The organism is Aureimonas populi (assembly GCF_017815515.1).
Lineage (GTDB): Bacteria > Pseudomonadota > Alphaproteobacteria > Rhizobiales > Rhizobiaceae > Aureimonas > Aureimonas populi.
Genome location: NZ_CP072611.1, coordinates 533,285 through 547,414, shown reverse-complemented (window position 1 = coordinate 547,414; position 14,130 = coordinate 533,285). Strand labels below are relative to the sequence as shown.

Below are 14,130 nucleotides of genomic sequence, written 5' to 3'. Positions count from 1 at the left end.
TCACTCCCGCTCGAGGACGCAGGCGCCGGACAGCGGCAGGTCGAAGCGCACGGGCTGCCCGGCCGGATGGCGCGGGGCCCCCGCGGGCATTTCCGCCTTCACCGGGCCGGCGGGCGTGTCGATCAGATACTCCACCGTCTGGCCGAGATAGGAGACGCCCGCCACGCGGCCCTCGTGCGGGCCCTGCCCGATCACCACCGCCTGCGGCCGCCAGCCGAGCGCGCGGGCGACGGGGGGAACGGCGAAGCCGGGCGCGAGCGCGCCCGAGGGGCCGGCGAGATGCCCGTCCGAGATCGAAAACGTGTTCTCGAAGCCCATGAAACGGGCGACGAAGGCCGATGTCGGCGCCTCGTAGATGGCGTCCGGCGGGCCCATCTGCTCGATGCGCCCGGCGCGCATCACGATGACGCGGTCGGCCAGCGCCAGCGCCTCCGCCTGGTCGTGCGTGACATAGACCATGGTGATGCCCAGCTCCCGCTGGAGCCGGCTCAGCTCGGAGCGCATCTCCAGCCGCAGGCGCGCGTCGAGATTGGAGAGCGGCTCGTCGAGGAGGAGCAGCTCCGGCTCCACCACGATGGAGCGGGCGAGCGCCACGCGCTGCTGCTGGCCGCCGGACAGCGCCCTGGGCAGGCGCGTGGCGAAGCCGGCGAGCCCCACATTGGCGAGCGCGGCCGTGACCCGCCGCTCGACCTCCGCCCGGCCCGCGCCGCGCAGGCGCAGGCCGAAGGCGACGTTCTCGAAGACGGTGAGGTGCGGGAACAGCGCATAGGACTGGAAAACCAGCCCCACCCCGCGCCTGTTGGCGGGAACGCGCGTGATGTCGCGCCCGCCCAGCCGGATCGTGCCGCCCCGGGGTGTCATCAGGCCGGCGATGGCGCGCATGGTGGTGGTCTTGCCGCAGCCGGAGGGGCCGAGCAGGGCGACCAGCTCGCCCTTGGCGAGCGCGAAGGAGAGGTCCTCCACGGCGACGCTTCCCCCATAGGCGAGCGTCAGGCGGTCGAGGGCGAGGAAATCGTCAGACATAGCGGGAAAGCCCCAGGAGGCGCTCGGCCACGAGCACGATGGCGAAGGACATGAGGGCGAGCAGCCCCGACAGCGCGGCGATGGAGGGGTCGTAGTTGAATTCCATGTAGAACATCATGTCGATGGGCAGGGTGGAGACGCCCGGCCCCGACAGGAACAGGGACACCGGCACCTGGTTGAACGAGGTGACGAAGCCGATGATGAAGGCGGCCACGATGCCGTTGCGGATGTTGGGCAGGACCACGCGGAAGAAGGCGCCCGCGCGGCTGGCGCCCAGCAGCACGGCGGCCTCCTCCATGTCCACGCGCAGGTTCTGAAGGCTCGCGGAGACGATGCGCACCGCATAGGGCACGAGAAGCGCAGTGTGGCCGATGAACAAGGCGAGCGTTACCGGAATGCCGGCGGGGATGACGAGATGGCGCAGGAGCGCCAGGCCCACGATCAGCCCCGGCACCACGATGGGCGCGGAGACGATGTTGCGCACCACCTGGCGCCCCGGCACGTCGTAGCGCTCCAGCGCGTAGGCGGCCGGAATGCCGAGCAGGAGCGCGCCGAGCGTGGCGCCGAAGCCCAGCCAGATGGAGAGCCAGAAGGCCGAGCGGAAGCTCTGCACCTCGAAGACCCGCGCCACCCAGCGCAGCGACAGGCCCTGCGGCGGGAAGGCGAGGGTCTCGCCCGCCGAGAGGCCGGCCAGGCAGATGATGATGAACGGGCCGATCAGGAAAAGAAGAACGGCGGCGAGGACGAGGCGCCCGAGGCCGCGCATCAGCGTTCTCCCCGCGCGGTCGCAAGACGCTTCAGAAGCACGCTGGTGGCGATGCTCATGACGATCAGGATCACCGCGATGACACTGGCCGAGGCGTAGTCGTTGGCCACCGCCACGCGCTGGTAGAGAAGCGTCTCCAGCATCAGCACGCGCGAGCCGCCGAGGATGGCCGGCGTCACGTAGGCGGTGAGCGAGCCGACGAAGACGAGCGTGCCGCCCACCACCAGCCCCTCGCGCGTCAGCGGCAGGATGATCTTGCGGAAGATGGTGAACCAGGAGGCGCCGAGCACGCGGGCGGCGGGCACCACGTCGGCCGGAAGGTTCTCCAGCGCGCTGACGAGCGGCAGCACCATCAGCGGGAAGAAGAGCTGAATCAGCCCTATGAACACCGCCGTCTCGGTGAAGAGGATTCGGATCGGCTCGTCGGTGAGGCCGATGCCGGTAAGGGCGACGTTGAGGAAGCCGGTGCGCCCGAGGATGACCACCCAGGCATAGGTGCGCGCCACGGGCGAGATCATCAGCGGCAGGACGATGAGCCCGACGAGCCGGCCCTTGGCCGAGGGCGAGGAATCCACGATGGCGAGCGCCACCGCATAGCCGAGGACCGCCGAGACGCCCGTGACCAGAAGCCCCAGCCGGAAGGTGCGCCAGAAGACGTCGCGGTTGAGGGGGCTGGAGAAAAACTCGACGAAATGGCCGAGCGACCAGGCGCCCCCCACCTGCACGCTGCCGGCAAGGAGGATGAGGACGGGAAGGATGAAGCCGAAGGCGATGAACACCGTGGCCGGCAGCATCAGGGCAAGGCCGATGCCTCTGCGCTCGAACATGGGGGCGATCCGAAGAGAAGGCGGGCCGCCGGAGGGCGGCCCCCATTGCGTGGAACCCTTAGCGGGCGACGGTCTCGTTCCAGGCCGCGACCCAGGCGTCGCGGTTGTCGAGCATGGTCTGGGGCGCGATGAACTCGATGCTCTCCGCCGTCTCGGCCCCGTAGGTCAGCCCCTCGGCGATCTCCTCCGGCACCTCGACCGCCGCGTTCACCGGGCTGTCGACGAGGCCCATGGCGAGCTTGGTCTGCACCTCCTGCGAGAGCCAGTAGTCGATGAACCGGTGGGCCAGTTCCTCGTTCTGCGTGCCCTTGACGATGGACAGGACGTTCATGCCGCCCGTCTGCCCCTCCACCGGCTCGGCCCATTCCACCGGCAGGTCGAGCTTGGCGATGTTGGCCCAGCCGAAGCGCCCGACCACGGCGGCGGCGATCTCCTCCTGCTGGAGGAGCTGGGGCACCTGCGAGCCGCGCTCGTAGAAGGTGACGATGTCGTCGCGGTGCTCGCCGATGGCGGCGATGCCGGCGGCAAGGTCCGGCGTTGTGCCGCCCTCGGCCTTGTCGATCATGTAGATCGCCAGCGGCCCCTGGGTCGTCGTGATGTTGGGCAGGGCCACGCGGCCGGCGAGGCCCTCCTGGAAGAGGTCCTTCCAGCTCTCGATGGAGACGAGGTCCGAGCGATAGACGATGCTGGTGGAATAGAAGGTGTAGCCGACCGCCATGGCTCCGCCCACCGGGTCCTTGGCGAAGTCGTAGATCGCCTCGTAATTGGAGAGCTTGGAGGTGTCGATGGGCTGGAGGAGGCCGGCCTGCGCCGCTTCCAGCGCGTTGAAATCGGCAAGGGCCGCGACATCGATCACCGGCGCGCCGGCATTGGCCTCCAGCTTGGCGAGGCGCTCCGAGCTGTTGCCCGTCTCCACCACGAGGGTGCAGCCGCACTGCGCCTCGAAGGGCCTGTAGAGCGCCTCCGAATAGGCGTCCTGCGCGATGCCGTAGACGGAGATGGTGAGCGTCGGCGTCTGGGCGAGCGCCGGCGAGGCGAGGGAGGCGAGCGTCAGGAAGCTCGCGGCGGACAGGAGCGTGGTCTTCATGCTGGAACTCCGGTTGGGGCGGGGCGGGGGGAGGGAGACGCGGTGGAGGCGCGAACGATCAGCTCGACCGGCAGGAGGCGCGGCTCGGCGGTCTCGCCCGCCACGAAGGCGATGGCGTGCTCGGCGATGGCCGCGAGATCCTGGCGCACGCTGGTGAGGGAGGGCGAGACGATCGTCGCCCAGGCGATGCCGTCGATGCCAGCGATGGAGATATCGCGCGGGATGGCGATGCCGCGCTGCGCCAGCCCGTTGACGAGGCCGACGGCGATGGCGTCGTAGGCGCAGGCAAGCGCGGTCGCGCTCCCTGCGTCAAGCTCGCGCGCGGCCTGCACCCCGGCCTCGAAACTGGGCGGGCCATGGCGGATCTCGGCGGCGATGCCGGCCTCGTCCAGCCTTTCGCGCATGCCCGCGACGCGCTCCACCGCCACGGCCGAATTCTGCGGCCCGCCGAAGATGAGGATGTCGCGGTGGCCCAGCGCCAGGAGATGGCCCATGAGCTGGCGCCCCGCGTCGCGATGGTCGCTGGAGGCCGTGTTGCCGAGGGTCGTGGCGCTGTCGATCAGCGCCACCGGCACGCCGTGCTCGTCGATTCCCACCCTGGAGCCGCGCACGGGGATGACCACCAGCGCATCCACCCCCCGCGCGGCGAGGTTGGCGATCTCGGCGGCCTGCCCCTCGGCGGTGCCGAGGCTGTCGGCGATCAGGACGCCGTAGCCGCGCCGCTTGGCCGCGCGCTCCACCGCCTGCGCGAAGTCGGGAAAGAGAGGCAGGCCGAAATCGGGCACGACGAGGCCGATCGTGGTGCTGCGCCCGGTGCGCAGGGCGCGCGCGACCTGGTCGGGCACGTAGCGCACTTCCGCCGCCACCCGCCGGATGCGCTCGGCAAGCTCGGGCGAGACGCGGCCCACGCCCCTCAGCGCGTTGGAGACCGTCGCGGTGGACACGCCCAGGTGCCGTGCGATGGACGCGAGGGAGGGGGAGGGCGGGTTCTGCATGGCGGACCGGGAGATTGGCCGTTGATTACACGATTAATCATCGCCCTTGGCCGCACATGCAAGCCCAAATGTTGCACATTCGTCGCCTCTGAAATAAGCGGTGCGTTCGCCGTCGCGCGCCACCTCTGCGCTGAATAAGAACGGTTCCGTGCGAGACGATGTAAAATTCAGCACGCGCCGTCGCTGTGCAATGCATTCTTAAAGTAATTCTAAGGTGAATGTCCGTTCCTCGCGGCTCCCTCTCCTGGTGCGGGTAGCTGGCGCGTGCCGCCGGACGCCAACGTAGAGCAATGTTAACCTGTTGCATTTTATTGCCTACCGGCCTATCTGGCGCTTCGGCCGGCCCGAAGAGGCACAATATGGACAGCGGCGAAAGGCGCTCGTTTTGCTTCCGATACGCGTTCCAAGGGCGTTACCGGCAGGAAAACAGTCCGTTTATACCCTGCCATCTTCGCCGACGACTGTTTACAAACGCTCGTGACGGTGTAAGGGAGCCTTACGATCGAATCATGAGCCGACGAAGTGGATGACGCGGTGACGGACGACACGAAGAACCCAATCGAAAACGCCGCTCCCCGTAGCCGGCAGCCGGTCGTCACCCGGCGGCAGGTCATGAGCGGCGCGCTGGCGGGCGCTGCCGTCACGGCGCTGCCCGGCTGTGCCGCCCCTTCGGCCACGGCCGACAGGGAGGTCGATGTCGTCCTCATCGGCGGCGGCATCATGAGCGCCACGCTGGGCGTGCTGCTCCGCCATCTCGAGCCGGGCTGGACGATGGAGATGTTCGAGCGCCGCGAGGGCGTGGCGATGGAAAGCTCCAACGCCTGGCACAATGCGGGCACGGGCCATGCGGCCCTGTGCGAGCTGAACTACACCCCCGAGGACGCGAACGGGAACATCTCGATCGACAGGGCGCTCGCCACCAACGAGGCGTTCCAGATCTCGCGCCAGTTCTGGGCCTCGATGGTCCGCGAGGGCGTTCTCGAAAATCCCGGCTCGTTCATCAACACCACGCCCCATATGAGCTTCGTGTGGGGCGAGGAGGACGTGGACTTCCTGCGCCGGCGCCACGAGGCGCTGCGTGGCCAGCCGCTGTTCTCGGGCATGGAATATTCCGCCGACCCGGAGCGTATCCGGGAATGGGCGCCCCACCTGATCGCCGGGCGCCTCGACGCCGAGCCCGTGGCCGCCACCTGGTCCTCGCTGGGCACGGATGTCGATTTCGGCCAGATCACCCGCCAGTTCATCGGATATCTGGACGCGGAGGAGAGTTTCGCCCTGCATGTCTCGACCGAAGTCGAGAACATCGAGCGCAACGACGACGGCACGTGGCGCGTGACCTATCGCAATCTCGAGGACGGATCGGGCTCGCGCGCGGTCAATGCGCGGTTCGTCTTCGTGGGCGGCGGTGGCGGCGCGTTGTCGCTCCTGCAGAAGAGCGGCATTCCCGAGATCGACGGCTATGCCGGTTTCCCGGTGGGCGGCTCCTTCCTTGTCAACGAGACGCCCGAGGTCGCCGACACCCATTTCGCCAAGGCCTACGGCAAGGCGGCCGTCGGCGCGCCGCCCATGTCGGTGCCCCATCTCGACACGCGGGTGATCGACGGGAAACGGATGGTCCTGTTCGGTCCGTTCGCGACCTTCTCGACCAATTTCCTGATGGACGGCTCGCGCTTCGACCTGTTCTCCTCCATCACGACCTCCAACATCCTGCCGATGCTGCAGGTCGGCTGGGACGAGCTGGGGCTGGTTCGCTATCTCGTCGGCGAAGTCCTCCAGTCGCAGGAGGATCGCGTCGAGGCGCTGCGCCACTACTATCCGCAGGCCGATGGCGCGCAGTGGCGCCTCGTCCAGGCCGGGCAGCGCGTCCAGATCATCAAGCACGGCGCGGATGGCGGAGCCGACCTGGTGATGGGCACCGAGATCGTCAGCTCGCAGGACGGCAGCATCGCGGGGCTGCTGGGCGCCTCGCCCGGCGCTTCCACGGCACCCTCGATCATGCTGGGTGCGCTCGGCCGGCTCTTCCCCGAGCAGTTCGCGACGGCGCGCTGGCAGGAGCGAATCCACGAGATGGTTCCCGGCTTCGGGATGAAGCTGAACGACGAACCGCAGCAGCTCGCGGAGATCTGGGCCTATACGAGCGAGCAACTCGGCCTGACGCCGCCGCCCCCGGTGGTCGGCCTGCCCGCCTGAGGCAAAAAGTGCGCTTCAGCGCCAATGGCGCGCGCGCCGCACCGCTTCGCGGAAGCGGTCGCGCTCGCCGGGCGGCACGGGGGTGGCGGGCGCATGTTCACGCGCGCCCGCGCGCAGCGGGGCCGCCTCCACGCCGCACAGTTCGGCCAGGCCGAGCGCCGTCAATTCGTGCATCGGCGGCACGACGATGGTGCGTGCGCATGCATCGGCCAGGAACCGGGCGAAGAACGCGCTTTGCGACAGGCCGCCGTCGATCGACAGGCGCGGTGACAGCGCGCACCGCCCGGCCGCCGCGTCCACCAGTTCGCTCGTCATGAGCGCGATGCCCTCCAGGACGGCGCGCACGAGGTCGCGCGGGCCGGTCGCGTGGTCCATGCCGATGAAGAGGGGGGCCGCGCCGCGATCCCAGTGCGGCGCGGCCAGCCCCGAGAGCGCGGGCACGAAGACGATGCCCCGGCTGAGCGCCGAGGGGCCCTCGAAGCCGTCGAGCTGCGCATCCGCCGAGAACAGGCCGAGGCGGCGCACCCATTCGAGGCAGGCGCCCGCATCGTAGACGCCGCCCTCGATGGCGTGGACGGGCGCCTGCCCGCGCATCTGCCAGGCGATGGTCGGCAGAAGCTCGCCCGCGGCGGGCCGGGCCGGGCCGGCGATGGCCAGAAGGAAGGCGCCGGTGCCGAAGGTGATCTTGGCCTCGCCGGGCGCGCGGCAGCCATGGCCGTAGAGCGCCGCCTGCTGGTCGACGATGGAAACGGCCACCCGCACGCCGCCGATCTCGCCGAACCCCGCATTCACCGCCCGGATGGGCGGCAGGCATTCGATGGGGACGCCGTGCATCTGGCACAGCTCGGCGCTCCATTCCATGCGGGCCGGATCGAGGAGCCCGGTGCGCGAGGCGGTGGCGGCGTCTGTGGCGAAGGTGCCGGCCAGCCGGTCCAGGAAGAAGGCGTCCGTCGTGCCGAGCCGCAGGCGCCCGGCCCGCCGCGCGGCCGCCACGGCCGGGCAGTTCGCCACCAGCCAGCCGAGCTTGCCGGCAGAGAAATAGGGGTCGAGCGGCAGGCCGCAAATGGCGCGCGAACGCGCCTGCGCGTCGGGGCCGAGGCCGGCGAGGGCGCGGGCCGTGCGCGCGTCCTGCCATACGATCACCGGCGAGAGCGGCTCGCCGTCCACCGCGTCCCAGGCCAGGCAGCTTTCGCCCTGGTTGGCGAGCGCGATCGCGTCCACCGGGCCTGCCGCCGCAAGGACCGCGCGCAGGTCGGCCAGAAGCTCGCGCGGGTCGTGCTCCACCCGGCCGGGCGCGGGATGGTGCTGGGCGTGGCGTCGGGCGCCCGCCAGCCGCCAGCGCCCGCCATCCTCGATCACGAGGCAGCGGGTGGAGGTGGTTCCCTGGTCGATGGCCGCCACGCGCAAGTCAGCTCTCCTCCTCGAATGCGAACCGGACCGAACGGGCCTCTGCCACCTGCGGCGGAATCGGCACCAGGATGCGCCGCTCCGGCATCCAGCGGCCCCGCCGCTCCCAGACATCGCGCCCTTCGAGGCTGAGTGAAAGCCGCCCGCGCGCCGCGCGTGCGAAGCGAAGCTGGAAATGGGCCAGCGCGCCGGCGAGGGGGCGAATGAGGCCCGGCACCACGAGCTTCACCGGATCGTCGAACTCCACCGCGACCGGCGCGTGCGGGCTGGGGCCGTGTTCCAGGTCGAGCGCCAGCGCCGCGCCCACGGCTCGCCCCTCGCGAAAGGCCCAGCCGCCGGTCTCCACCGGCCGCAGCACATTGCCGGCGGCAAAGCGCGCCGGGTCTTGCAGCCGCCCGTCCTGGTCGATGGCCGGCCCGCCGCTGCGCGGGTCCACGCCGCCGGGCAGGCCGAGGAGAAGGGAGGATTCGGGCGTGAAGCGCCCGGTGAAGAGAACGCCGTCGCAGGCGAGCGTGCGGAGCGTCCCGTCCGCCATGCGCAGGTCCACCGCCTCCACGCGCCCCCGGCCGCGAATGTCGGCAATGGCGGTGGCGGTATGCGTCTTTATGCCCGAAAGGCGCGGGAACAGCGCCAGCGGCGCGCGGGCGAGCAGGCGCGGCCCGGGCTCGACGAGGGCGACGGGCCGCGCGCCGTGGGTGAGGCAGGTGAGCACCGCCGAGAGGGAGACGAGCTCGGAGCCGACCACGAGCGGACGGCGGAAGGGCATGAGGCCGTGGAAGGCGACATAGGCCTGAAGCGCGCCGGTGGTGAGGATGCCGAGCGGTCGGTCGCCCGGAACGAGGCGGGCGGAGCGCGGCATCTCGCGCGCGCCGGTGGCCAGGAGCACGCGGCGCGCCTCCACCGCCTCCATGCCCCGCGCGGAGGCGACGAGAAGGCGCCCGCCCTCGCCGATCTCCACCACGGCGTGGCCGGTTCGCACGTCCACCCCCGCCCGTTCCGCTTCCGCCGTCAGGCGGCGGCCATAGGCCGCGCCCAGGTAGATGCGGCCGAACTCGCGCATCCCGAAGGGGGAATGGAGGCAATGGCGCGTCGCGCCGCCCAGCGCGGCCTCGCGCTCCAGAAGCACCACGCGCCGCACGCCCCGCCGGCGCAGCTCCACGGCCGCCGCCACCCCGGCCGGGCCGCCGCCGATCACCACCACATCCTCGCTCATGGCTTCGGCTCCGGCACCGCCAGCGGCGGGTCGAGGCGCCCCTGCGTCATCTGCGCCAGCCGCGCGTTGCAGTAAAAGCCCTGGCAGCGGCCCATGCCGGCGCGCGTCCTGCGGCGCAGGCCTCCGAAATCGCCGGGCGGCACGGGGCTGTCCAGTGCCGTTTCGATCTCGCGGCGCGTCGTCATCTCGCAATGGCACACGATCTCGCCATGGTCCGGCCGCTGCCAGTCCCGCTGCCGCGTCTCGGCCAGGTTCGGCACGCGAACCGGCGGCACGAGCGCCGGCGGCACGAGCGCCGGCGGGGCGAGGGGGGCGGAGAAGGACTGGTAGAGCCGCAGGGCGTGACCGGCGAGGCCGAGGGCGGAGCTGAGGCCGGTGGAGCGGATGCCGCCGAGCGTGACGGCGCGCGCCTGCGGCCGTGCGAAGATGCGATAGGCCTTGTCGTCGCTGGCCGGGCGCAGCCCCGCATAGACGGCCGTGACCGGCATTGCGGCCAGCGCGGGCACGATCTCACGCGCCCGCGCCAGAAGAGCCTCCAGCATGGGAGTGTCCACCGCCGCGCGCTCCCTGTCGTCCTGCTCCTCGGCGGTCGGCCCGACCAGCACGTTGCCGAAGGCCGTGGGGCAGATCACGATGCCCTTGGTGACGGGCGTGGGCACCGGCAGGACGATCCTGCGGACATGGCGCGACGCGGCCTTGTCCAGAACCACGAACTGGCCCTTGCGCGGGCGGATCTCGAAGCCGGGGGTGAAGCCGAGCCGCGCGTCCACGACATCGCCGTAGAGGCCGGCCGCGTTGACGAGCGCGTCCGCCCGCACCGTGCCCGCCGTGGTCTCCAGATGCCACGCGCCGTCGAACCGGCCGGCCAGAAGCTCCGTGCCGCGCAGGAAGACGGCGCCGAGCGCGACGGCCTGCGTGAGATAGGCGAGGGGCGCGGACCACGGGTCCACCACATGCTCGCCCTCCACCTCCAGCGCGGCGCGCAGGCGCCCCGACAGGGAGGGCATGGCGGCGCGCGCCTCTCCCGCGCTGCGCAGCGCCAGCCCTTCGATGCCGTTGGCGCGGCCCTGCGCCTCGATCTCCTCCAGCGCGCCGGCCTGTGCCTCGTCCCAGGCGCAGACGAAGGCACCCGTCTCCACCAGCGGCAGGTTCAGCTCCTCGCGGATCGCCAGATACTCCGCCCGGCCGGCGCGGACCAGTTCCAGCTCCAGGCTTCCCGGCGGCGCGTCGAAGCCGGTGTGCAGGATGGCGCTGTTGGCCTTGGAGGCCCCGGAAAGGATGTCGCGCCCCTTCTCCAGCACCACCACGCGGGCGCCCGCCAGGGCGAAGCGGCGCGCGACCGCGCAGCCGACGACCCCCGCGCCGATGACGGCGAGGTCGAAGCGCTCCGCGACGAGAAGGGGACTGGTCTGCATTTTCATACCGTTCGGGCAATTAGTGACCGAACGGTAACAATTGCGCTCTGGCGTGTAAAGCTGCGCGGGCGATGCGGGGGGCCTGCGCGGCGACTTGCGCTGGGCGCGGGGTGGGCTAAATGAGGCATGGCGTGACCGTATGGGCTTCTGCCTGCCGGCCCGCAGAGCCCAGCAGAGGCGAGGGAGGGAATCGTGAGGCCCGGACAGCGGCACGAGGAGATCGTTCGCCTTGTGCAGAAGGCGGGCGAGGTGCCCGTGGAGGATCTGGCGGAAAGGCTCGGCGTCTCGCGCGAGACGATCCGGCGCGATCTCGCATGGCTCGACGCGGCCGGCCGCGTCCGCAAGTTCCACGGCGGCGCGCGCGCGCAGAGCGCGCGGGCGGCGGGGCTCGCGGCCGAGGGGCCGTTCGCCTCGCGCCTGGCGGACAGGCCGCGCGCCAAGCGGCGGATCGCGGCGCGCGCCGCCGCGCTGCTGGCGCCCGGCGATTCGCTGTTCATCGACACCGGCACCACGACCCTGATGTTCGCCGAAAGCCTCGTCGGCCTGTCGAATCTCGTGGTCATCACCAATTCCTGGCGGATCGCGGCGACGGTTTCGGCCAACGCCTCGCACAAGGTGTTCCTGATCGGCGGCGCCTACGGCGCGGATGCGGGGGAAACGCTGGGGCGGTTCGCGGTGGACCAGATCCGCCGCTTCCGCGCCGGGCACGCCTTCCTCACCATCGGCGCGGCGAACGAGGCCGCGGTGATGGATTTCGACGCGCAGGAGACCGAGATCGCGCAGGCGATGATCGAGCGCGTCGAGCGCGTGACGGTGCTGGCCGACACGGCGAAGTTCGCGCGCGGCGGCGTCTTCGACGTGGCGCCCTGGACGGCCATCGACCGTCTCGTCACCGATGGCGAGCCGCCCTTGGCCATCGGCGAGGCGATGGCGGCCGCAGGCGTGGAAATCATCGACGCGGGCTGATGCTCGCTGCCCGAATTTAAGGCAGGGCCGAGATTCCCCGCTGACGCTGTCGGGACGTGCGGAGGCAAGCTCCCGCGAACCCGCTCGAGCCCTTGCGCCGCCGGGGCCCGCAAGGCCGGCCCCGATGCGCGGCGGCCCGCGAACTCCTTCGGATCGCGTGCAGGCAAGGGGCTCGGAGGCGCGTGGGGCGCCCGTTCGGTCAGAAGGCGCCGCATCGCTGGGCAGGAGCAGGCCGTTTCATGGGCAATCGGCGCCTTCCCGGCGCGTTGACAGCCGTCGGGCAACTGGTAGCGTTTGCCCGAAAGGTCATCGTTATGGCCGAGTGATCATCCGTCGACCGGGGGTGGGATGATGGGCGAGCAGGGGACGAACCCGCGCGGCGGGCAGGGGCGGCCGTGCGCGGCGTGATCGAGGCCTATGTGCGCGTCGTCGACCGCCTGTCGGACTGGGTCGGCATCGTGGCGATGTATCTCGTCTACGCGATGGGCGCCGTGCTCCTGGCCGACGCCATCGCCCGCAACACCTTCAGCCTGTCCCTGCACTGGGGCGTGGAACTCGTGCAGTTCATGCTGGCGGCCTACTACTTCATGGGCGGCGCCAAGACGCTGAAGGACGAGGACCATGTGCGCATGGACCTCATCTACTCCCGGTTCGGCCCGCGCGGCCGCGCCGTTCTGGACTTCGCCACCGTCTGGTGCCTGCTCTTCTTCCTGGTGGTGCTGCTCATCGGGTCGACCTCCAGCCTCGAATACGCGATCTCCACGAACGAGCGCCGCTTCTCCATGTGGAACCCCTCGATGATCCCCATCAAGGCGCTGATGGTGGGTTGCATCGCGCTGATGATCCTGCAGACGCTGGCGCTGGCCTGCCGGTACGGCGCGCTGGCCCTGGCGCGGACGCCGCTGCGATGAGCTACGAGACCATCGCCCTCCTGATGTTCGCGGCCATGATGCTGATGCTGCTGACGGGCCAGCGCGTCTTTGCCGCCATCGGCTTCGTGGCGGCGGGGGCGGCGCTGCTGCTCTATGGGCAGGGCGCGGTGGAGATGCCGTTCAACGCGGTGTTCCGCCTGTTCAACTGGTTCCCCATGCTGACGCTGCCCATGTTCATCTACATGGGCTACATCCTCGCGGAGTCGGGGATCGCGGAGGACCTCTACCGCGCGCTTCACGTCTGGTTCGGCCGCGTTCGCGGTGGCCTTGCCATCGGCACCATCCTCCTGATGATCATCATCTCGGCGATGAACGGGCTTTCGGTCGCCGGCATGGCGATCGGTGCGACGATCGCGCTGCCGGAGATGCTGCGGCGCGGCTACGACAAGATGCTGATCTCGGGCGTGGTGCAGGGCGGCTCCTCGCTCGGCATCCTCGTGCCACCCAGCGTGGTGCTCGTGCTCTACGGCATGATCGCGCGCCAGCCGGTGGGCCAGCTCTGGCTGGCGGGCGTGTTTCCCGGCCTGCTCATGGGCGCGCTGTTCCTTCTCTACGTCATCGTCATCTGCCGCATCAACCCGAAGCTCGCGCCCACGGTGCGCGACGACGAGCTGAACATGCCGCTGGTGGAGAAGATCAAGCTGCTGCGGGCGGGCATCCTGCCCTTCCTCATCTTCTTCTCCATGATGGGCCTGTTCGTGACGGGCTATCTGAGCCTCATCGAAAGCGCCGTCTTCGGCGCGGCCTCGGCCACGCTGGCAACCGCGGTGAAGGGCCGGCTCTCGCTGCGGCTCCTGCACGAGACCGCGCGGCGCACGCTCGCCATCTCCTGCATGTTCCTGTGGCTCATCCTCGCCGCGCTCGCCTTCGGGGCGATCTTCGACGGGCTGGGCGCGGGGCGTGCGATCGAGGGGCTGTTCGTCAACGACTGGGGCCTCTCGCGCTGGCAGGTGATGGCGATGATCATCTTCAGCTTCATCATCCTGGGCATTTTCCTGGACGACACAGCCATGCTGGTGATCGTCGCGCCCCTCTACATCCCGCTCGTGCGCGCGCTGGACTTCGACCTCATCTGGTTCGGCGTCGTCTATACGATCACCTGCCAGATCGCCTACATCACCCCGCCCTTCGGCTACAATCTGTTCCTGATGCGCGCCATGGCGCCGCCAGAGATCACGCTCGGCGACATCTACCGCTCGATCACCCCCTTCTTCCTCATCATGGTCCTGACCATCGTCCTGATCATGATCTTCCCGCAGATCGCGCTGTGGCTGCCCCAGCGGGTGTATCTGCAAGGCTGACGCGGGGC

At 70.3% G+C, this 14,130-nt stretch carries 12 protein-coding genes; 4 read left to right on the top strand and 8 right to left on the bottom strand.

The window, feature by feature from the left end; translation table 11 throughout:
- Genes J7654_RS02485 through J7654_RS02465 form a run of 5 tightly spaced genes read right to left on the bottom strand, consistent with a single transcriptional unit; the run spans position 1 to position 4,698 of the window.
- A complete protein-coding gene (locus tag J7654_RS02485) occupies positions 1–1,023 on the bottom strand; it encodes an ABC transporter ATP-binding protein (protein WP_209737909.1) in 1,023 nt (340 codons plus the stop codon).
- The gene (locus J7654_RS02480; RefSeq protein ID WP_209737907.1) at positions 1,016–1,789 is read right to left on the bottom strand and encodes an ABC transporter permease; all 774 of its coding nucleotides are present in this window, start codon (positions 1,787–1,789) and stop codon (positions 1,016–1,018) included. The genes J7654_RS02485 and J7654_RS02480 overlap by 8 nt, the downstream gene beginning before the upstream one ends.
- On the bottom strand, positions 1,789–2,616 hold the full coding sequence (locus J7654_RS02475; RefSeq protein ID WP_209737905.1) for an ABC transporter permease: 828 nt from the start codon (positions 2,614–2,616) through the stop codon (positions 1,789–1,791). Before J7654_RS02475 ends, J7654_RS02480 begins: the two co-directional genes overlap by 1 nt.
- 58 nt (positions 2,617–2,674) lie before the next feature.
- Positions 2,675–3,703, bottom strand: coding sequence for an ABC transporter substrate-binding protein (locus tag J7654_RS02470; protein ID WP_209737903.1), 1,029 nt, complete (start codon positions 3,701–3,703; stop codon positions 2,675–2,677).
- Positions 3,700–4,698, bottom strand: coding sequence for a LacI family DNA-binding transcriptional regulator (locus J7654_RS02465; RefSeq protein ID WP_209737901.1), 999 nt, complete (start codon positions 4,696–4,698; stop codon positions 3,700–3,702). The genes J7654_RS02470 and J7654_RS02465 overlap by 4 nt, the downstream gene beginning before the upstream one ends.
- A gap of 612 nt (positions 4,699–5,310) precedes the next feature.
- Here J7654_RS02465 and mqo point away from each other — a divergent pair.
- Positions 5,311–6,888, top strand: coding sequence for a malate dehydrogenase (quinone) (gene mqo, locus J7654_RS02460; RefSeq protein WP_209740143.1), 1,578 nt, complete (start codon positions 5,311–5,313; stop codon positions 6,886–6,888).
- 15 nt (positions 6,889–6,903) lie between these two features.
- Here mqo and J7654_RS02455 read toward each other — a convergent pair whose 3' ends face one another.
- Genes J7654_RS02455 through J7654_RS02445 form a run of 3 tightly spaced genes read right to left on the bottom strand, consistent with a single transcriptional unit; the run spans position 6,904 to position 10,923 of the window.
- The gene (locus tag J7654_RS02455) at positions 6,904–8,295 is read right to left on the bottom strand and encodes an FGGY family carbohydrate kinase (RefSeq protein ID WP_209737899.1); all 1,392 of its coding nucleotides are present in this window, start codon (positions 8,293–8,295) and stop codon (positions 6,904–6,906) included.
- 1 nt (position 8,296) lies between these two features.
- On the bottom strand, positions 8,297–9,508 hold the full coding sequence (locus J7654_RS02450) for an FAD-dependent oxidoreductase (protein WP_209737897.1): 1,212 nt from the start codon (positions 9,506–9,508) through the stop codon (positions 8,297–8,299).
- Positions 9,505–10,923, bottom strand: coding sequence for an NAD(P)/FAD-dependent oxidoreductase (locus J7654_RS02445; protein WP_209737896.1), 1,419 nt, complete (start codon positions 10,921–10,923; stop codon positions 9,505–9,507). Before J7654_RS02445 ends, J7654_RS02450 begins: the two co-directional genes overlap by 4 nt.
- A 192-nt stretch (positions 10,924–11,115) precedes the next feature.
- Between J7654_RS02445 and J7654_RS02440 the strand changes: the two genes are divergently transcribed.
- From J7654_RS02440 to J7654_RS02430, 3 genes are all read left to right on the top strand, one after another.
- Complete coding sequence (locus J7654_RS02440) at positions 11,116–11,889, top strand: DeoR/GlpR family DNA-binding transcription regulator (RefSeq protein WP_209737894.1); 774 nt, start codon at positions 11,116–11,118, stop codon at positions 11,887–11,889.
- Between the two features lie 395 nt (positions 11,890–12,284).
- On the top strand, positions 12,285–12,800 hold the full coding sequence (locus tag J7654_RS02435) for a TRAP transporter small permease subunit (protein ID WP_209737892.1): 516 nt from the start codon (positions 12,285–12,287) through the stop codon (positions 12,798–12,800).
- Positions 12,797–14,122, top strand: coding sequence for a TRAP transporter large permease (locus tag J7654_RS02430; protein ID WP_209737890.1), 1,326 nt, complete (start codon positions 12,797–12,799; stop codon positions 14,120–14,122). The genes J7654_RS02435 and J7654_RS02430 overlap by 4 nt, the downstream gene beginning before the upstream one ends.
- Positions 14,123–14,130 lie beyond the last annotated feature (8 nt).

Coding starts and splice junctions, on each gene's coding strand:
- J7654_RS02485 (WP_209737909.1), bottom strand. CDS start 1,023: ATGTCTGACGATTTCCTCGCCCTCGACCGCCTGACGCTCGCCTATGGG.
- J7654_RS02480 (WP_209737907.1), bottom strand. CDS start 1,789: ATGCGCGGCCTCGGGCGCCTCGTCCTCGCCGCCGTTCTTCTTTTCCTG.
- J7654_RS02475 (WP_209737905.1), bottom strand. CDS start 2,616: ATGTTCGAGCGCAGAGGCATCGGCCTTGCCCTGATGCTGCCGGCCACG.
- J7654_RS02470 (WP_209737903.1), bottom strand. CDS start 3,703: ATGAAGACCACGCTCCTGTCCGCCGCGAGCTTCCTGACGCTCGCCTCC.
- J7654_RS02465 (WP_209737901.1), bottom strand. CDS start 4,698: ATGCAGAACCCGCCCTCCCCCTCCCTCGCGTCCATCGCACGGCACCTG.
- mqo (WP_209740143.1), top strand. CDS start 5,311: ATGAGCGGCGCGCTGGCGGGCGCTGCCGTCACGGCGCTGCCCGGCTGT.
- J7654_RS02450 (WP_209737897.1), bottom strand. CDS start 9,508: ATGAGCGAGGATGTGGTGGTGATCGGCGGCGGCCCGGCCGGGGTGGCG.
- J7654_RS02445 (WP_209737896.1), bottom strand. CDS start 10,923: ATGCAGACCAGTCCCCTTCTCGTCGCGGAGCGCTTCGACCTCGCCGTC.
- J7654_RS02430 (WP_209737890.1), top strand. CDS start 12,797: ATGAGCTACGAGACCATCGCCCTCCTGATGTTCGCGGCCATGATGCTG.